Origin of the sequence: Streptomyces chiangmaiensis (genome assembly GCF_036281785.1) — a bacterium.
In the GTDB taxonomy this organism is placed as follows: Bacteria; Actinomycetota; Actinomycetes; order Streptomycetales; family Streptomycetaceae; genus Streptomyces; species Streptomyces chiangmaiensis.
Map to the genome: position 1 here is coordinate 30,912 of NZ_JAYWVC010000046.1, position 15,168 is coordinate 46,079.

Below are 15,168 nucleotides of genomic sequence, written 5' to 3' on the forward strand. Positions count from 1 at the left end.
CACTATGGCAGACTGTCGGAGTTGCTCGGTCGAGTGTTGATGCTGCGCGCCTCCCGCCGGGAGGACCGGAAGCGAGTCCCACAGTACTCGTCGCCCTAACTGCCTCACGGCAGCGCTGGGGCGGACGTACGGGAATCTTCCGGGAAGTGTGGGCGCGACACCGGCCAGGCGCCCGGTGGGCCCCTTCGCCCCCGGTCCCACGGTTCCGGAAGGGCCGTGTTCCCCGAGCAGGGATGTTCGAACAAGGGACATCTGTGTCAGCGGGAGCGCGACACGCCCGACCGCGTGGGTCGGAGGAGAAGGCTGGAACACCGGGTTCCGGAGCGTAAAAAAGACAGGACTACGAAGTAGCCATGGCGGGACAGAAGATCCGCATCCGGCTCAAGGCCTACGACCACGAGGTCATCGACTCCTCGGCGAAGAAGATCGTCGAGACGGTGACCCGTACCGGTGCGTCGGTCGCGGGCCCGGTGCCGCTGCCCACTGAGAAGAACGTGTACTGCGTCATCAAGTCGCCGCACAAGTACAAGGACTCGCGCGAGCACTTCGAGATGCGCACCCACAAGCGCCTGATCGACATCCTCGACCCGACCCCCAAGACCGTTGACTCTCTGATGCGACTCGACCTCCCGGCCGGCGTCGACATCGAGATCAAGCTCTGAGGCCGGTGATCTGAGAATGGCTAAGCAGATCAAGGGCATCCTGGGCGAGAAGCTCGGCATGACGCAGGTCTGGGACGAGAACAACCGTGTTGTTCCCGTGACCGTCGTCAAGGCCGGGCCGAATGTCGTGACCCAGGTTCGTACGAACGACGCTGACGGCTACGAGTCCGTCCAGATCGCTTTCGGCGAGATCGACCCGCGCAAGGTGAACAAGCCTCTCAAGGGCCACTTCGCCAAGGCGGACGTCACCCCGCGTCGTCACCTCGTCGAGATCCGCACGTCGGACGCCTCCGAGTACACCCTCGGCCAGGAAGTCACCGCTGAGGTCTTCGAGGCCGGCCAGAAGGTCGACGTCACCGGCAAGAGCAAGGGCAAGGGCTTCGCCGGTGTCATGAAGCGTCACAACTTCAAGGGCCTCGGCGCCGGTCACGGCGTTCAGCGCAAGCACCGCTCGCCCGGTTCGATCGGTGGCTGCGCCACCCCGGGCCGTGTGTTCAAGGGCGTCCGCATGGCGGGTCGCATGGGCAACGAGCGCGTCACCACCCAGAACCTGACCGTCCACGCCGTTGACGCGGAGAAGGGTCTGCTGCTCATCAAGGGCGCGGTTCCCGGTCCGAACGGCGGCCTCGTCCTGGTCCGCACCGCGGCCAAGGGGGCCTGAGGTAACCGATGAGCACTGTTGACATCCTTTCGCCTGCCGGCGAGAAGGCCGGTAGCGTCGAACTCCCCGCGGAGATCTTCGGCGTGGAGAAGGTCAGCATTCCGCTGATCCACCAGGTCGTCGTCGCGCAGAACGCGGCTGCCCGCCAGGGCACGCACAAGACCAAGACCCGTGCCGAGGTCCGTGGTGGTGGCAGGAAGCCGTACCGCCAGAAGGGCACCGGCCGCGCCCGTCAGGGTTCGACCCGCGCGCCGCAGTTCGCCGGTGGTGGCGTCGTGCACGGTCCCGTGCCGCGTGACTACTCGCAGCGGACCCCGAAGAAGATGAAGGCTGCCGCTCTGCGTCACGCCCTCACCGACCGGGCCCGCCACAACCGCATCCACGTCGTCACCGGCGTGATCGAGGGCGAGACCCCCTCCACCAAGGCCGCCAAGACGCTGTTCGGCAAGATCTCGGAGCGCAAGAACCTGCTCCTGGTCGTCGAGCGCGCCGACGAGGCCGCGTGGCTGTCCGCCCGCAACCTGCCCCAGGTCCACATCCTGGAGCCGGGCCAGCTGAACACGTACGACGTGATCGTCTCCGACGACGTGGTCTTCACCCAGGCCGCTTTCGAGTCCTTCGTGTCCGGCCCGAAGGCCACTGACACCGAAGGGAGCGAGGCCTGATGGCTATCCGTCACCCCGCCATTGCCTCGAAGGCCGCCAAGGCCGCCAAGGCCGCCCGCGTCGCCAAGGCGCGTCGCCACGCTGCCGAGGGCAAGAACACCGTCGTCACCCCGGCGAGCAAGGCGTACACGGACCCCCGTGACGTCCTGCTGAAGCCGGTCGTGTCGGAGAAGAGCTACGCGCTCCTCGACGAGAACAAGTACACGTTCATCGTTGCCCCGAGCGCCAACAAGACCCAGATCAAGGAGGCCGTCCAGTCGGTCTTCTCGGTCAAGGTCACCGGGGTCAACACGATCAACCGCCAGGGCAAGCGCAAGCGGACCCGCACGGGCTTCGGCCAGCGTGCCGCCACCAAGCGCGCGATCGTGACCCTCGCCGAGGGCGACCGTATCGACATCTTCGGCGGTCCGACCGCCTAAGGGCGGTCCGGATCGTCCGATATCGGACGAGGACTGAGAAATGGGAATCCGCAAGTACAAGCCGACTACGCCGGGCCGTCGTGGCGCCAGCGTCGCCGACTTCGTCGAGGTCACGCGGTCCACGCCGGAGAAGTCGCTGGTCCGCCCGCTGCACAGCAAGGGCGGCCGTAACAACGCCGGTCGTGTGACCGTTCGCCACCAGGGTGGCGGACACAAGCGCGCCTACCGCGTGATCGACTTCCGTCGTCACGACAAGGACGGCGTGCCGGCGAAGGTCGCGCACATCGAGTACGACCCCAACCGCACCGCGCGCATCGCGCTGCTGCACTACGCGGACGGCGAGAAGCGCTACATCCTCGCGCCGCGTGGCCTGTCGCAGGGCGACCGCGTCGAGAACGGTCCCGGGGCCGACATCAAGCCGGGCAACAACCTGGCCCTGCGCAACATCCCGGTCGGTACGACCCTGCACGCCATCGAGCTGCGTCCGGGCGGCGGCGCGAAGTTCGCCCGCTCGGCCGGTGCCTCGGTGCAGCTGCTCGCGAAGGAGGGCGCCTACGCCCACCTGCGCATGCCGTCCGGTGAGATCCGCCTGGTCGACGTCCGCTGCCGCGCCACCGTCGGTGAGGTCGGCAACGCCGAGCAGTCGAACATCAACTGGGGCAAGGCCGGCCGCAAGCGCTGGCTGGGCGTCCGCCCGACCGTGCGTGGTGTGGTCATGAACCCTGTCGACCACCCGCACGGTGGTGGTGAGGGCCGTACCTCCGGTGGTCGCCACCCGGTGTCCCCGTGGGGTCAGAAGGAAGGCCGTACTCGTTCCGCCAAGAAGGCGAGCAACAAGTACATCGTCCGCCGCCGCAAGACGAACAAGAAGCGCTAGGAGCGGGTTTAGATGCCGCGCAGTCTCAAGAAGGGGCCCTTCGTCGACGACCACCTGATGAAGAAGGTGGATGTCCAGAACGAAGCCGGCACCAAGAACGTCATCAAGACCTGGTCCCGCCGCTCGATGATCGTCCCGGCCATGCTCGGCCACACGATCGCGGTGCACAACGGCAAGACCCACATCCCGGTGTTCGTCACCGAGTCGATGGTCGGCCACAAGCTCGGCGAGTTCTCGCCGACCCGCACCTTCCGGGGCCACGTCAAGGACGACCGGAAGTCGAAGCGCCGCTAGTAGCGGATCGCATTCAGACACGTAAGTAACTGAAGGGACAACCATGGAAGCCAGGGCCCAGGCGCGGTACATCCGCGTCACGCCCATGAAGGCCCGCCGCGTGGTGGACCTCATCCGTGGCATGGACGCCACGGAGGCCCAGGCTGTTCTGCGATTCGCTCCGCAGGCAGCCTCCGTGCCGGTCGGCAAGGTGCTCGACAGCGCCATCGCCAACGCCGCGCACAACTACGATCACACCGACGCCGACAGCCTCTACATCTCCGAGGCGTACGTCGACGAGGGCCCGACCCTGAAGCGGTTCCGTCCGCGTGCCCAGGGCCGTGCCTACCGGATCCGCAAGCGGACCAGCCACATCACCGTGGTCGTCAGCAGCAAGGAAGGAACCCGGTAATGGGCCAGAAGGTAAACCCGCACGGGTTCCGGCTCGGTGTCACCACCGACTTCAAGTCGCGCTGGTACGCCGACAAGCTGTACAAGGACTACGTCAAGGAAGACGTCTCCATCCGTCGGATGATGACGTCCGGCATGGAGCGCGCCGGCATCTCCAAGGTGGAGATCGAGCGCACCCGTGACCGCGTCCGTGTGGACATCCACACCGCGCGTCCGGGCATCGTCATTGGCCGCCGTGGCGCCGAGGCCGACCGCATCCGCGGCGACCTCGAGAAGCTCACGGGCAAGCAGGTCCAGCTGAACATCCTCGAGGTCAAGAACCCCGAGACCGACGCTCAGCTGGTGGCCCAGGCCGTTGCCGAGCAGCTCTCCTCCCGCGTCTCCTTCCGCCGCGCCATGCGCAAGAGCATGCAGTCGGCGATGAAGGCGGGCGCCAAGGGCATCAAGATCCAGTGCGGTGGCCGCCTCGGCGGCGCCGAGATGTCCCGCTCGGAGTTCTACCGCGAGGGCCGTGTGCCCCTGCACACGCTCCGCGCGAACGTGGACTACGGCTTCTTCGAGGCCAAGACGACCTTCGGCCGCATCGGTGTGAAGGTCTGGATCTACAAGGGCGACGTCAAGAACATCGCCGAGGTCCGCGCCGAGAACGCTGCCGCCCGTGCGGGTAACCGCCCGGCCCGCGGTGGCGCCGACCGCCCGGCCCGTGGTGGCCGCGGTGGCGAGCGGCGCGGTCGCAAGCCGCAGCAGGCTGCCGGCGCCGAGGCCCCCAAGGCCGAGGCTCCCGCGTCCGCTCCGGCTGAGAGCACCGGAACGGAGGCCTGACCGACATGCTGATCCCCCGTAGGGTCAAGCACCGCAAGCAGCACCACCCGAAGCGCGACGGCGCTGCCAAGGGTGGCACGACGGTTGCGTTCGGCGAGTACGGCATCCAGGCGCTGACCCCGGCATACGTGACGAACCGTCAGATCGAGGCCGCTCGTATCGCCATGACGCGTCACATCAAGCGTGGTGGCAAGGTCTGGATCAACATCTACCCGGACCGCCCGCTCACCAAGAAGCCTGCCGAGACCCGCATGGGTTCCGGTAAGGGTTCTCCGGAGTGGTGGATCGCCAACGTCAAGCCCGGACGCGTGATGTTCGAGCTGTCGTACCCCAACGAGAAGATCGCCCGTGAGGCGCTGCTTCGTGCGGCCCACAAGCTGCCGATGAAGTGCCGGATCGTCAAGCGCGAGGCAGGTGAAGCGTGATGTCGGCCGGTACCAAGGCGTCCGAGCTGCGCGAGCTGGGCAACGAGGAGCTTCTGGGCAAGCTCCGCGAGGCCAAGGAAGAGCTGTTCAACCTCCGCTTCCAGGCGGCGACGGGCCAGCTCGAGAACCACGGCCGTCTCAAGGCGGTCCGCAAGGACATCGCGCGGATCTACACCCTGATGCGCGAGCGTGAGCTGGGCATCGAAACGGTGGAGAACGCCTGATGAGCGAGAACAACGTGACTGAGAACACTGAGGCGCGCGGCTTCCGCAAGACCCGTGAGGGTCTCGTCGTCAGCGACAAGATGGACAAGACCGTCGTCGTCGCCGTCGAGGACCGCGTCAAGCACGCGCTGTACGGCAAGGTCATCCGCCGTACGAACAAGCTCAAGGCGCACGACGAGCAGAACGCCGCGGGCGTCGGCGACCGTGTCCTCCTGATGGAGACCCGGCCGCTGTCCGCGACCAAGCGCTGGCGCGTCGTCGAGATCCTCGAGAAGGCGAAGTAACAAGCGGGGGCTGCACAGCCCCGGCTGACCACCGCTGGGGGCCGTACCGTCAGGTGCCCGGCCCCCGGCGTGGGTTCTCGCCTGCAGAGGCGTAAGTAATTCCTGCGGGGTTCACCCGCAGGACAGTTCCGCCAGGCTCTCCGGACCAACTCCCGGAGGGAACCGGCAGACGATCAGGAGATAGACGTGATCCAGCAGGAGTCGCGACTGCGCGTCGCCGACAACACTGGTGCGAAGGAGATCCTTTGCATCCGTGTGCTCGGTGGCTCCGGTCGCCGCTACGCGGGCATCGGTGACGTCATCGTCGCCACCGTCAAGGACGCGATCCCCGGTGGCAACGTGAAGAAGGGTGACGTCGTCAAGGCGGTCATCGTTCGCACCGTCAAGGAGCGCCGCCGTCCGGACGGCTCGTACATCCGCTTCGACGAGAACGCCGCCGTCATTCTGAAGAACGACGGCGACCCTCGCGGCACCCGCATCTTCGGCCCGGTCGGCCGTGAGCTGCGCGAGAAGAAGTTCATGAAGATCATCTCGCTCGCGCCGGAGGTGCTGTAAGCATGAAGATCAAGAAGGGCGACCTGGTCCAGGTCATCACCGGCAAGGACAAGGGCAAGCAGGGCAAGGTCATTGCCGCTTACCCGCGCGACGAGCGTGTCCTGGTCGAGGGTGTCAACCGGGTCAAGAAGCACACCAAGGCCGGGCCGACCGCCAGCGGTTCGCAGGCCGGCGGCATCGTGACCACCGAGGCCCCGATCCACGTGTCCAACGTTCAGCTGGTCGTGGAGAAGGACGGCAACAAGGTCGTCACGCGTGTCGGCTACCGCTTCGACGAGAACGGCAACAAGATCCGCGTTGCCAAGCGGACGGGTGAGGACATCTGATGGCTACCACCACCACTCCGCGTCTGAAGCAGAAGTACCGCGAGGAGATCGCGGGCAAGCTGCGTGACGAGTTCAAGTACGAGAACGTCATGCAGATCCCCGGCCTCGTCAAGATCGTGGTCAACATGGGTGTGGGCGACGCCGCCCGCGACTCCAAGCTGATCGAGGGCGCCATCCGCGACCTCACCACGATCACCGGTCAGAAGCCGGCCGTCACCAAGGCCCGCAAGTCCATCGCGCAGTTCAAGCTGCGCGAGGGCCAGCCGATCGGTGCCCACGTCACGCTCCGTGGCGACCGCATGTGGGAGTTCCTGGACCGCACCCTGTCGCTCGCGCTGCCGCGCATCCGCGACTTCCGCGGTCTGTCCCCCAAGCAGTTCGACGGCCGTGGCAACTACACCTTCGGTCTCACGGAGCAGGTCATGTTCCACGAGATCGACCAGGACAAGATCGACCGCGTCCGGGGTATGGACATCACCGTGGTCACCACGGCGACCAACGACGCTGAGGGCCGCGCGCTCCTTCGTCACCTCGGCTTCCCGTTCAAGGAGGCGTGAGCGAGATGGCGAAGAAGGCTCTGATCGCGAAGGCTGCTCGTAAGCCCAAGTTCGGTGTGCGCGCGTACACCCGCTGCCAGCGCTGCGGTCGTCCGCACTCCGTGTACCGCAAGTTCGGCCTGTGCCGCGTGTGCCTTCGTGAGATGGCTCACCGTGGCGAGCTGCCGGGCGTGACCAAGAGCTCCTGGTAACAGCCCTATTGGGTTGATGCAGGGCTCTCGGTAAGCATCTGGGTCGGCAGGCGGCCCACCTCACATGCATTAGGCTGGTGGGGTTGGGCGTCTGCCGCCCGTACGACTTACTACGCCGTAGGTCCACCGCGCCGCACCCGTCCCGTCTCGGATCGGGGAGAGGGATGGCGCACCAGGAAACCCCGGCGAGAGAGGCCGAAGGCCAATTCATGACCATGACTGATCCGATCGCAGACATGCTTACGCGTCTGCGGAACGCGAACTCGGCATACCACGACTCCGTGACGATGCCGGCATCGAAGATCAAGTCGCACATCGCGGAGATCCTCCAGCAGGAGGGCTTCATCACGGGCTGGCGCGTCGAGGACGCCGAGGTCGGCAAGAACCTCGTCCTGGAGCTGAAGTTCGGCCCCAACCGTGAGCGCTCCATCGCGGGCATCAAGCGGATCTCCAAGCCCGGTCTGCGGGTTTACGCGAAGTCCACCAACCTGCCGAAGGTGCTCGGCGGCCTCGGCGTGGCGATCATCTCCACGTCCCACGGGCTCCTCACCGACAAGCAGGCCGGCAAGAAGGGCGTAGGCGGAGAAGTCCTCGCCTACGTCTGGTAACGGAAGGGAACGGAGGAAACAGCTATGTCGCGCATCGGCAAGCTCCCCATCGCGGTTCCCGCCGGCGTGGACGTCACCATCGACGGCAACACGGTCTCGGTCAAGGGCCCCAAGGGCACGCTGACCCACACCGTCGTCGCGCCGATCGAGATCGTCAAGAACGAGGACGGGACCCTTCGGGTGACCCGCCCCAACGACGAGCGTCAGAACAAGGCCCTGCACGGCCTGTCCCGCACGCTGGTGGCGAACATGATCACCGGCGTGACCCAGGGTTACGTGAAGCGGCTCGAGATCAGCGGTGTCGGTTACCGCGTGACCGCCAAGGGCTCGAACCTCGAGTTCGCGCTCGGCTACAGCCACCCGATCACCGTCGAGGCGCCCGAGGGCATCACCTTCAAGGTGGAGACCCCGACCCGCTTCCAGGTCGAGGGCATCGACAAGCAGAAGGTCGGCGAGGTTGCGGCCAACATCCGCAAGCTGCGCAAGCCCGACCCGTACAAGGCCAAGGGCGTCAAGTACGAGGGCGAAGTCATCCGCCGCAAGGTCGGAAAGGCGGGTAAGTAAGCCATGGCATACGGGCAGAAGATCCTCAAGGGCGACGCCTACAAGCGCGCCGCGATCAAGCGCCGTCACATCCGGATCCGCAAGCGGATCGCCGGTACGGCGGAGCGTCCCCGTCTGGTCGTGACCCGCTCCAACCGTCACATCGTGGCGCAGGTGATCGACGACCTCAAGGGCCACACCCTGGCATCGGCGTCCACGCTGGACACCTCGATCCGCGGTGGCGAGGGCGACAAGTCCGCGCAGGCCAAGCAGGTCGGCGCCCTGGTCGCCGAGCGTGCCAAGGCCGCCGGTGTCGAGGCTGTCGTGTTCGACCGTGGTGGCAACCAGTACGCCGGGCGTATCGCCGCCCTGGCGGACGCCGCCCGCGAAGCCGGGCTCAAGTTCTGAGCCGGTTCCGTAGCTAGCGGAAAAGAGAGAGGTAAATCCAATGGCTGGACCCCAGCGCCGCGGTGGCGGTGCCGGTGGCGGCGAGCGGCGGGACCGGAAGGGCCGTGACGGCGGCGCAGCTGCCGCCGAGAAGACCGCGTACGTTGAGCGCGTCGTCGCGATCAACCGTGTCGCCAAGGTTGTGAAGGGTGGTCGTCGCTTCAGCTTCACCGCGCTGGTCGTGGTGGGCGACGGTGACGGCACCGTGGGTGTCGGATACGGCAAGGCCAAGGAGGTGCCGGCCGCCATCGCCAAGGGCGTAGAGGAGGCCAAGAAGCACTTCTTCAAGGTCCCCCGGATCCAGGGCACCATCCCGCACCCGATCCAGGGTGAGAAGGCTGCCGGCGTCGTGCTGCTCAAGCCCGCTTCTCCCGGTACCGGTGTTATCGCCGGTGGTCCGGTGCGTGCCGTGCTCGAGTGCGCCGGTATCCACGACATCCTGTCGAAGTCGCTCGGCTCCGACAACGCCATCAACATCGTGCACGCGACCGTGGAGGCCCTGAAGGGTCTGCAGCGTCCCGAGGAGGTTGCGGCCCGCCGTGGTCTGCCCCTCGAGGACGTCGCTCCCGCGGCTCTGCTGCGTGCGCGTGCCGGGGCGGGTGCGTGATGGCTCAGCTCAAGATCACGCAGGTCAAGTCCTACATCGGCAGCAAGCAGAACCACCGCGACACCCTGCGTTCCCTGGGCCTCAAGCGCCTGGGTGACGTGGTCGTCAAGGAGGACCGCCCCGAGTTCCGCGGCATGGTGCACACCGTCCGCCACCTCGTGACGGTCGAGGAGGTCGACTGATCATGGCGGAGCAGAACCCGCTCAAGATCCACAACCTCCGTCCCGCCCCGGGCGCCAAGACCGCCAAGACCCGTGTCGGTCGTGGTGAGGCGTCGAAGGGTAAGACGGCCGGTCGTGGCACCAAGGGCACGAAGGCCCGCTACCAGGTTCCGGAGCGCTTCGAGGGTGGCCAGATGCCGCTGCACATGCGCCTCCCGAAGCTGAAGGGCTTCAAGAACCCGTTCAAGACCGAGTACCAGGTCGTGAACCTCGACAAGCTGGCCGCTCTCTACCCCGAGGGTGGCGAGGTCACTGTCGAGGGTCTGGTGGCCAAGGGTGCGGTTCGCAAGAACGCGCTCGTCAAGGTCCTCGGCCAGGGCGAGGTCTCCGTGGCACTGCAGGTGACGGTCGACGCCGTCTCCGGCTCCGCCAAGGAGAAGATCACCGCCGCCGGCGGTACCGTCACCGAGCTCGTCTGAGATTCTCGGGCGTCTCGATGACCTGAACGATCCCGACCGGGGATATCCCACATGGGGTATCCCCGGTTGGTCGTTCCAAGGGGGCAGTCTCGCCGGTAAGGTGGCCTGCACTGCCAACTTTCACGGGGTGCTGCGGTTCGGGCACTCAGGGCGGCAGTCGGCCGTTACCCATGTCGTTGTTCAGTCGGAATCTCAAGACCGTCACCCTTGACGCAGATGCGCGGGGGTCGCAGGAGGCACCGTGCTCACCGCGTTCGCCCGGGCGTTCAGGACGCCCGACCTGCGCAAGAAGCTGCTCTTCACGCTCGGCATCATCGTGGTGTACCGGGTCGGTACGCACATTCCGATCCCGGGCGTCGACTACAAGAGCGTCCAGACGTGTATCGACGTTGCCAAGGGCAACCAGGGCCTGTTCGGACTGGTCAACATGTTCAGCGGTGGTGCGCTGCTGCAGATCACGATCTTCGCGCTGGGCATCATGCCGTACATCACGGCGAGCATCATTCTCCAGCTGCTGACCGTGGTCATCCCGCGCCTGGAGGCCCTGAAGAAGGAGGGCCAGGCGGGCACGGCGAAGGTCACGCAGTACACCCGTTATCTGACGGTGGCCCTCGCGATCCTCCAGGGCACCGGCCTGGTGGCGACCGCGCGCAGCGGCGCACTGTTCTCGGGCTGCCCGGTGGCGACCTCGATCGTCCCGGACCAGTCGATCTTCACCACCATCACGATGGTCGTCTGCATGACCGCCGGTACGGCCGTCGTCATGTGGCTCGGTGAGCTGATCACCGACCGCGGCATCGGCAACGGCATGTCGATCCTGATGTTCATCTCGATCGCCGCGACCTTCCCGTCGGCGCTGTGGGCGATCAAGAAGCAGGGCTCGCTGGCCGGCGGCTGGATCGAGTTCGGCACGGTCATCCTCGTCGGCCTCGTCATGGTCGGCCTGGTGGTCTTCGTCGAGCAGGCGCAGCGGCGCATCCCGGTCCAGTACGCGAAACGCATGATCGGCCGCCGGTCCTACGGCGGGACGTCGACCTACATCCCGCTGAAGGTGAACCAGGCGGGCGTGATCCCCGTCATCTTCGCGTCGTCGCTGCTCTACATCCCGGCCCTGATCGCTCAGTTCAGCGGGGGCGATTCCGGGTGGAAAGCCTGGATCCAGCAGAACCTGACCAAGGGCGACCACCCGATTTACATCACCATGTACTTCTTGCTCATCGTTTTCTTCGCGTTCTTCTACGTGGCCATCTCGTTCAACCCCGAGGAAGTCGCGGACAACATGAAGAAGTATGGTGGCTTCATCCCGGGCATCCGGGCCGGTCGGCCCACGGCTGAGTACCTCTCGTACGTGCTCAACCGCATCACCTGGCCGGGATCGCTGTACCTGGGTCTGATTGCTCTCGTACCGACAGTGGCGTTGGTCGGCTTCGGGGCGAGCCAGAACTTCCCGTTCGGCGGAACCAGCATCCTGATCATCGTGGGTGTCGGTCTTGAGACGGTGAAGCAGATCGAGAGCCAGCTCCAGCAGCGCAATTACGAAGGGTTCCTCCGCTGATGCGAATCGTCCTCGTCGGGCCGCCCGGCGCCGGCAAGGGAACGCAGGCCGCGTTCCTGGCCAAGAACCTGTCGATCCCGCACATCTCCACGGGCGACCTGTTCCGCGCCAACATCAGCCGGCAGACGGACCTGGGCAAACTGGCGAAGTCCTATATGGACCGTGGTGATCTGGTCCCGGACGAGGTCACGATCGCGATGGCCAAGGACCGCATGGAGCAGCCCGACGCGAAGAACGGCTTCCTGCTGGACGGCTTCCCGCGCAACGTGAAGCAGGCCGAGGCGCTGGACGAGATGCTCAGGACCGAGGGCATGAAGCTGGACGCGGTCCTCGATCTCGAGGTGCCCGAGGAGGAGGTCGTCAAGCGCATCGCGGGCCGTCGTGTCTGCCGCAACGACTCGGCGCACGTCTTCCACGTGTCGTACAAGCCGGCCAAGCAGGAAGGCGTCTGCGACATCTGCGACGGCGAGCTGTACCAGCGCGACGACGACTCCGAGGAGACCGTCCGCAAGCGGCTGGAGGTCTACCACACGCAGACCGAGCCGATCATCGACTACTACAAGTCGCAGGGCCTGGTGGTCACGATCTCCGCGCTCGGCAAGGTGGAAGAGGTCACCCAGCGCGCGATGGAGGCGCTCCAGCAGAAGGACGGCGCCAAGTAGTCGCTTCCGAGGCACACGGCCGCGGTTCCCTCCGGGAGCCGCGGCCGAGCTGTGAGCGGCGATGGGCGGTCCGCCCCACCCGTATCGTTGAAGACGTCCGTATTCTCTCCGGTCCAGAAAGGCCGCAGTCGTCATGGTGCAGATCAAGACCCCCGAGCAGATCGCCAAGATGCGTGAGGCGGGGCTGGTCGTCGCCGCCGTGCACGCGGCCACGCGCGAGGCGGCCGTGCCGGGCGCCACGACGAAGGACCTGGACGACGTCGCTCGCAAGGTCCTCGCGGAGCACGGAGCCAAGCCGAACTTCCTGGGGTACGGCGGTTTCCCCGCGACCATCTGCACCTCCGTGAACGAGGTCGTCGTCCACGGCATCCCGTCCGAGAAGGTCGTACTCAAGGACGGCGACATCATCTCCATCGACGCCGGCGCCATCGTCGACGGCTGGCACGGCGACGCGGCCTTCACGGCGTTCGTGGGGTCCGGTCACGCTCCGGAGCTGATCGAGCTCTCCCGTGTGACCGAGGAGTCCATGTGGGCCGGGATCGCGGCCATGAAGCAGGGCAACCGGCTCGTCGACGTCTCGCGTGCCGTCGAGACCTACATCCGCCGGCAGCCGAAGCCGGGCGGCGGCAAGTACGGGATCATCGAGGACTACGGCGGGCACGGCATCGGCACCGAGATGCACATGGACCCGCACCTGCTGAACTACGTGGACCGCCGTCGGGGCAAGGGCCCCAGGCTGGTCCCCGGGTTCTGCCTCGCCATCGAGCCGATGGTGTCGTTGGGTACCCCGAAGACGGACGTCCTCGAGGACGACTGGACCGTCATCACCACCGACGGCACCTGGTCCTCGCACTGGGAGCACTCCGTCGCCCTGACCGAGCGGGGTCCGCTGGTGCTGACGGCCCTCGACGGCGGCAGGGCCAAGCTCGCCGAGTACGGCGTGACGGCCGCGCCGGACCCGCTCGCCTGAAGGACGGTGTCCGGGAGGGGCTCCGCCCGCATGATGGGCTCCGGCATGGGGCAGACTTCCGCGATTCGTCTTTCCGAGGGGCCTGACGTAGACTGACTCGTCGGCTCTGGTGCATCCGCATGTCCGCATGCGGGACGCGGAGCCGATCAAGGTAGTCGATTCGAAGGGCGAAGCGTGGCCAAGAAGCAAGGTGCCATCGAGATCGAGGGCACTGTCGTCGAGTCTCTTCCGAACGCCATGTTCAAGGTCGAGCTCCAGAACGGCCACCAGGTCCTGGCACACATCAGCGGCAAGATGCGCATGCACTACATCCGCATCCTCCCTGACGACCGGGTCGTGGTGGAGCTTTCTCCGTACGACCTGACGCGTGGCCGGATCGTCTACCGCTACAAGTAGATCTTGCCGGTGCCCCGTCTCCACGGGGTGGTGGCACTGACCCGGAGAACCTCACATCCCATGAAGGTCAAGCCGAGCGTCAAGAAGATCTGCGACAAGTGCAGGGTGATCCGCCGTCACGGCCGGGTCATGGTCATCTGCGAGAACCCGCGCCACAAGCAGCGCCAGGGCTGACGCAGGACCGCAACCCTCTGCATCCGCAGAACTTCGCGCGACGCAAGCTGAATATGTTCATACGCAGAGCCCGGAACCGATCGGTTCCGATACCCCCGGTTCGGAGGCCGGGGACCCGGTTCGTACCTCGTACGGCGGCTGGGAGCCGGTTCTGCGGAAGACCTCCGAAGATCAACTGGAGCCATTGAATGGCACGCGTTTCCGGTGTTGACATCCCGCGCGAAAAGCGCGTGGAGGTCGCCCTGACCTACGTGTTCGGCATCGGCCGGACCCTCTCGAAGGAGACGCTGGCTGCGACCGGCGTCGACCCGAACACCCGCGTTCGTGACCTGAGCGAAGAGCAGCTGGTCGCGATCCGCGAGTACGTCGACAACAACATCAGGACCGAGGGTGACCTCCGTCGTGAGATCCAGGCCGATATCCGCCGCAAGGTCGAGATCGGCACCTACCAGGGTCTGCGGCACCGCCGCGGTCTGCCCGTCCGCGGTCAGCGCACCAGCACCAACGCCCGCACCCGCAAGGGCCCGCGTCGCGCCATCGCCGGCAAGAAGAAGCCGGGCAAGAAGTAGTCCGCAGCGGACACCTGTCCACGGTCTTCGCTGTAGGACCGACCACCTCCCGTAGGAGTTAGTAGATGCCCCCCAAGGGACGTCAGGGCGCTGCCAAGAAGGTGCGCCGCAAGGAAAAGAAGAACGTCGCTCACGGTCACGCGCACATCAAGAGCACGTTCAACAACACCATCGTTTCGATCACCGACCCGTCCGGCAACGTGATCTCCTGGGCCTCCGCCGGCCACGTCGGCTTCAAGGGCTCCCGGAAGTCCACGCCGTTCGCCGCGCAGATGGCCGCCGAGTCGGCCGCCCGCCGCGCCCAGGAGCACGGCATGCGCAAGGTCGACGTGTTCGTCAAGGGCCCGGGTTCCGGCCGTGAGACGGCGATCCGCTCCCTGCAGGCCACGGGCCTCGAGGTCGGCTCCATCCAGGACGTCACCCCGACCCCGCACAACGGCTGCCGTCCGCCGAAGCGCCGCCGCGTCTGACGCACGGCCGCTTCGCAGGACAGCGGTTTCGGGCGGTACGGCCCCTTCGGGTCGTACCGCCCGTACCCTTGCAGTACCCGCACCCTCCCGGGTGCGGCCCCGTCGGACGTCATATAGCGGGCGCCCACGACTGAAGGATCTGATCCACACATGCTGATCGCTCAGCGTCCCTCGT

The 15,168-nt window shown here is 66.3% G+C and carries 28 protein-coding genes; all 28 read left to right on the forward strand.

Annotated elements, in window-relative coordinates:
- Positions 1–353: 353 nt before the first annotated feature.
- The 28 genes from rpsJ to rpsK all read left to right on the forward strand — a co-directional run bounded on the left by rpsJ (position 354) and on the right by rpsK (position 14,993).
- Positions 354–662 carry a 30S ribosomal protein S10 gene (gene rpsJ, locus VXC91_RS16360; RefSeq protein WP_003948644.1) on the forward strand — a complete coding sequence of 103 codons (309 nt, stop codon included), beginning with the start codon at positions 354–356 and terminating at the stop codon, positions 660–662.
- Positions 663–678: 16 nt separating this feature from the next.
- On the forward strand, positions 679–1,323 hold the full coding sequence (gene rplC, locus VXC91_RS16365) for a 50S ribosomal protein L3 (protein WP_329507997.1): 645 nt from the start codon (positions 679–681) through the stop codon (positions 1,321–1,323).
- A gap of 8 nt (positions 1,324–1,331) precedes the next feature.
- The gene (rplD, locus tag VXC91_RS16370; protein ID WP_329507998.1) at positions 1,332–1,988 is read left to right on the forward strand and encodes a 50S ribosomal protein L4; all 657 of its coding nucleotides are present in this window, start codon (positions 1,332–1,334) and stop codon (positions 1,986–1,988) included.
- Positions 1,988–2,407, forward strand: coding sequence for a 50S ribosomal protein L23 (gene rplW / locus VXC91_RS16375; protein ID WP_329507999.1), 420 nt, complete (start codon positions 1,988–1,990; stop codon positions 2,405–2,407). The genes rplD and rplW overlap by 1 nt, the downstream gene beginning before the upstream one ends.
- Before the next feature lie 40 nt (positions 2,408–2,447).
- Positions 2,448–3,284, forward strand: a complete 837-nt coding sequence (gene rplB / locus VXC91_RS16380) for a 50S ribosomal protein L2 (RefSeq protein WP_234513438.1) — start codon at positions 2,448–2,450, stop codon at positions 3,282–3,284.
- Positions 3,285–3,296: 12 nt separating this feature from the next.
- A complete protein-coding gene (gene rpsS / locus VXC91_RS16385; RefSeq protein ID WP_108954814.1) occupies positions 3,297–3,578 on the forward strand; it encodes a 30S ribosomal protein S19 in 282 nt (93 codons plus the stop codon).
- Between the two features lie 43 nt (positions 3,579–3,621).
- The gene (rplV, locus tag VXC91_RS16390; RefSeq protein ID WP_019329637.1) at positions 3,622–3,969 is read left to right on the forward strand and encodes a 50S ribosomal protein L22; all 348 of its coding nucleotides are present in this window, start codon (positions 3,622–3,624) and stop codon (positions 3,967–3,969) included.
- A complete protein-coding gene (rpsC, locus tag VXC91_RS16395) occupies positions 3,969–4,790 on the forward strand; it encodes a 30S ribosomal protein S3 (protein ID WP_329508000.1) in 822 nt (273 codons plus the stop codon). The genes rplV and rpsC overlap by 1 nt, the downstream gene beginning before the upstream one ends.
- A 5-nt stretch (positions 4,791–4,795) precedes the next feature.
- Positions 4,796–5,215: a 50S ribosomal protein L16 gene (rplP, locus tag VXC91_RS16400; RefSeq protein WP_329508001.1), complete on the forward strand. Its 420-nt coding sequence runs from the start codon at positions 4,796–4,798 to the stop codon at positions 5,213–5,215.
- A complete protein-coding gene (gene rpmC, locus VXC91_RS16405) occupies positions 5,215–5,439 on the forward strand; it encodes a 50S ribosomal protein L29 (protein WP_018564811.1) in 225 nt (74 codons plus the stop codon). The genes rplP and rpmC overlap by 1 nt, the downstream gene beginning before the upstream one ends.
- Entirely contained in the window at positions 5,439–5,723 is a 285-nt protein-coding gene (rpsQ, locus tag VXC91_RS16410; RefSeq protein WP_004984524.1) for a 30S ribosomal protein S17, read from the forward strand. Before rpmC ends, rpsQ begins: the two co-directional genes overlap by 1 nt.
- 186 nt (positions 5,724–5,909) lie before the next feature.
- The gene (gene rplN / locus VXC91_RS16415) at positions 5,910–6,278 is read left to right on the forward strand and encodes a 50S ribosomal protein L14 (RefSeq protein ID WP_003998823.1); all 369 of its coding nucleotides are present in this window, start codon (positions 5,910–5,912) and stop codon (positions 6,276–6,278) included.
- A gap of 2 nt (positions 6,279–6,280) precedes the next feature.
- Positions 6,281–6,604 (forward strand): 50S ribosomal protein L24, encoded by a 324-nt coding sequence (rplX, locus tag VXC91_RS16420; RefSeq protein ID WP_059127179.1) that lies wholly within the window; start codon positions 6,281–6,283, stop codon positions 6,602–6,604.
- Complete coding sequence (rplE, locus tag VXC91_RS16425) at positions 6,604–7,161, forward strand: 50S ribosomal protein L5 (protein WP_016434630.1); 558 nt, start codon at positions 6,604–6,606, stop codon at positions 7,159–7,161. Before rplX ends, rplE begins: the two co-directional genes overlap by 1 nt.
- Positions 7,162–7,166: 5 nt before the next feature.
- A complete protein-coding gene (locus VXC91_RS16430; RefSeq protein WP_003956452.1) occupies positions 7,167–7,352 on the forward strand; it encodes a type Z 30S ribosomal protein S14 in 186 nt (61 codons plus the stop codon).
- Between the two features lie 209 nt (positions 7,353–7,561).
- Complete coding sequence (rpsH, locus tag VXC91_RS16435; protein WP_030046382.1) at positions 7,562–7,960, forward strand: 30S ribosomal protein S8; 399 nt, start codon at positions 7,562–7,564, stop codon at positions 7,958–7,960.
- A gap of 24 nt (positions 7,961–7,984) precedes the next feature.
- Complete coding sequence (gene rplF / locus VXC91_RS16440) at positions 7,985–8,524, forward strand: 50S ribosomal protein L6 (protein ID WP_329508002.1); 540 nt, start codon at positions 7,985–7,987, stop codon at positions 8,522–8,524.
- Positions 8,525–8,527: 3 nt separating this feature from the next.
- A complete protein-coding gene (gene rplR / locus VXC91_RS16445) occupies positions 8,528–8,911 on the forward strand; it encodes a 50S ribosomal protein L18 (protein ID WP_030174556.1) in 384 nt (127 codons plus the stop codon).
- Between the two features lie 40 nt (positions 8,912–8,951).
- Entirely contained in the window at positions 8,952–9,557 is a 606-nt protein-coding gene (gene rpsE, locus VXC91_RS16450) for a 30S ribosomal protein S5 (RefSeq protein ID WP_015658456.1), read from the forward strand.
- A complete protein-coding gene (rpmD, locus tag VXC91_RS16455; RefSeq protein WP_030174559.1) occupies positions 9,557–9,739 on the forward strand; it encodes a 50S ribosomal protein L30 in 183 nt (60 codons plus the stop codon). Before rpsE ends, rpmD begins: the two co-directional genes overlap by 1 nt.
- A 2-nt stretch (positions 9,740–9,741) precedes the next feature.
- Positions 9,742–10,197, forward strand: coding sequence for a 50S ribosomal protein L15 (gene rplO / locus VXC91_RS16460; RefSeq protein ID WP_030233862.1), 456 nt, complete (start codon positions 9,742–9,744; stop codon positions 10,195–10,197).
- A gap of 241 nt (positions 10,198–10,438) precedes the next feature.
- On the forward strand, positions 10,439–11,752 hold the full coding sequence (gene secY, locus VXC91_RS16465) for a preprotein translocase subunit SecY (protein WP_329508003.1): 1,314 nt from the start codon (positions 10,439–10,441) through the stop codon (positions 11,750–11,752).
- Complete coding sequence (locus VXC91_RS16470) at positions 11,752–12,414, forward strand: adenylate kinase (RefSeq protein WP_329508004.1); 663 nt, start codon at positions 11,752–11,754, stop codon at positions 12,412–12,414. Before secY ends, VXC91_RS16470 begins: the two co-directional genes overlap by 1 nt.
- 133 nt (positions 12,415–12,547) lie before the next feature.
- Entirely contained in the window at positions 12,548–13,384 is an 837-nt protein-coding gene (map, locus tag VXC91_RS16475; protein ID WP_329508005.1) for a type I methionyl aminopeptidase, read from the forward strand.
- 174 nt (positions 13,385–13,558) lie between these two features.
- A complete protein-coding gene (infA, locus tag VXC91_RS16480; protein ID WP_003948620.1) occupies positions 13,559–13,780 on the forward strand; it encodes a translation initiation factor IF-1 in 222 nt (73 codons plus the stop codon).
- A 60-nt stretch (positions 13,781–13,840) separates the two neighbouring features.
- The gene (rpmJ, locus tag VXC91_RS16485) at positions 13,841–13,954 is read left to right on the forward strand and encodes a 50S ribosomal protein L36 (RefSeq protein WP_003998809.1); all 114 of its coding nucleotides are present in this window, start codon (positions 13,841–13,843) and stop codon (positions 13,952–13,954) included.
- 188 nt (positions 13,955–14,142) lie between these two features.
- Positions 14,143–14,523: a 30S ribosomal protein S13 gene (gene rpsM, locus VXC91_RS16490; protein WP_329508006.1), complete on the forward strand. Its 381-nt coding sequence runs from the start codon at positions 14,143–14,145 to the stop codon at positions 14,521–14,523.
- A 65-nt stretch (positions 14,524–14,588) separates the two neighbouring features.
- Positions 14,589–14,993 (forward strand): 30S ribosomal protein S11, encoded by a 405-nt coding sequence (gene rpsK, locus VXC91_RS16495; RefSeq protein ID WP_003956432.1) that lies wholly within the window; start codon positions 14,589–14,591, stop codon positions 14,991–14,993.
- Positions 14,994–15,168: the final 175 nt, after the last annotated feature.

Bases quoted from the DNA above. Each gene is read 5' to 3' on its own strand.
- rplC (WP_329507997.1), top strand. From the start codon at position 679: ATGGCTAAGCAGATCAAGGGCATCCTGGGCGAGAAGCTCGGCATGACG.
- rpsJ (WP_003948644.1), top strand. From the start codon at position 354: ATGGCGGGACAGAAGATCCGCATCCGGCTCAAGGCCTACGACCACGAG.
- rplP (WP_329508001.1), top strand. From the start codon at position 4,796: ATGCTGATCCCCCGTAGGGTCAAGCACCGCAAGCAGCACCACCCGAAG.
- rplE (WP_016434630.1), top strand. From the start codon at position 6,604: ATGGCTACCACCACCACTCCGCGTCTGAAGCAGAAGTACCGCGAGGAG.
- rpmJ (WP_003998809.1), top strand. From the start codon at position 13,841: ATGAAGGTCAAGCCGAGCGTCAAGAAGATCTGCGACAAGTGCAGGGTG.
- rplV (WP_019329637.1), top strand. From the start codon at position 3,622: ATGGAAGCCAGGGCCCAGGCGCGGTACATCCGCGTCACGCCCATGAAG.
- rpsH (WP_030046382.1), top strand. From the start codon at position 7,562: ATGACCATGACTGATCCGATCGCAGACATGCTTACGCGTCTGCGGAAC.
- VXC91_RS16430 (WP_003956452.1), top strand. From the start codon at position 7,167: ATGGCGAAGAAGGCTCTGATCGCGAAGGCTGCTCGTAAGCCCAAGTTC.
- rplR (WP_030174556.1), top strand. From the start codon at position 8,528: ATGGCATACGGGCAGAAGATCCTCAAGGGCGACGCCTACAAGCGCGCC.
- rplW (WP_329507999.1), top strand. From the start codon at position 1,988: ATGGCTATCCGTCACCCCGCCATTGCCTCGAAGGCCGCCAAGGCCGCC.
- rpsE (WP_015658456.1), top strand. From the start codon at position 8,952: ATGGCTGGACCCCAGCGCCGCGGTGGCGGTGCCGGTGGCGGCGAGCGG.
- map (WP_329508005.1), top strand. From the start codon at position 12,548: ATGGTGCAGATCAAGACCCCCGAGCAGATCGCCAAGATGCGTGAGGCG.
- rplO (WP_030233862.1), top strand. From the start codon at position 9,742: ATGGCGGAGCAGAACCCGCTCAAGATCCACAACCTCCGTCCCGCCCCG.
- rpmC (WP_018564811.1), top strand. From the start codon at position 5,215: ATGTCGGCCGGTACCAAGGCGTCCGAGCTGCGCGAGCTGGGCAACGAG.
- rpsM (WP_329508006.1), top strand. From the start codon at position 14,143: ATGGCACGCGTTTCCGGTGTTGACATCCCGCGCGAAAAGCGCGTGGAG.
- rplF (WP_329508002.1), top strand. From the start codon at position 7,985: ATGTCGCGCATCGGCAAGCTCCCCATCGCGGTTCCCGCCGGCGTGGAC.
- rplD (WP_329507998.1), top strand. From the start codon at position 1,332: ATGAGCACTGTTGACATCCTTTCGCCTGCCGGCGAGAAGGCCGGTAGC.
- rpsC (WP_329508000.1), top strand. From the start codon at position 3,969: ATGGGCCAGAAGGTAAACCCGCACGGGTTCCGGCTCGGTGTCACCACC.
- VXC91_RS16470 (WP_329508004.1), top strand. From the start codon at position 11,752: ATGCGAATCGTCCTCGTCGGGCCGCCCGGCGCCGGCAAGGGAACGCAG.
- rpmD (WP_030174559.1), top strand. From the start codon at position 9,557: ATGGCTCAGCTCAAGATCACGCAGGTCAAGTCCTACATCGGCAGCAAG.
- rpsS (WP_108954814.1), top strand. From the start codon at position 3,297: ATGCCGCGCAGTCTCAAGAAGGGGCCCTTCGTCGACGACCACCTGATG.
- rpsK (WP_003956432.1), top strand. From the start codon at position 14,589: ATGCCCCCCAAGGGACGTCAGGGCGCTGCCAAGAAGGTGCGCCGCAAG.
- rplB (WP_234513438.1), top strand. From the start codon at position 2,448: ATGGGAATCCGCAAGTACAAGCCGACTACGCCGGGCCGTCGTGGCGCC.
- rpsQ (WP_004984524.1), top strand. From the start codon at position 5,439: ATGAGCGAGAACAACGTGACTGAGAACACTGAGGCGCGCGGCTTCCGC.
- rplX (WP_059127179.1), top strand. From the start codon at position 6,281: ATGAAGATCAAGAAGGGCGACCTGGTCCAGGTCATCACCGGCAAGGAC.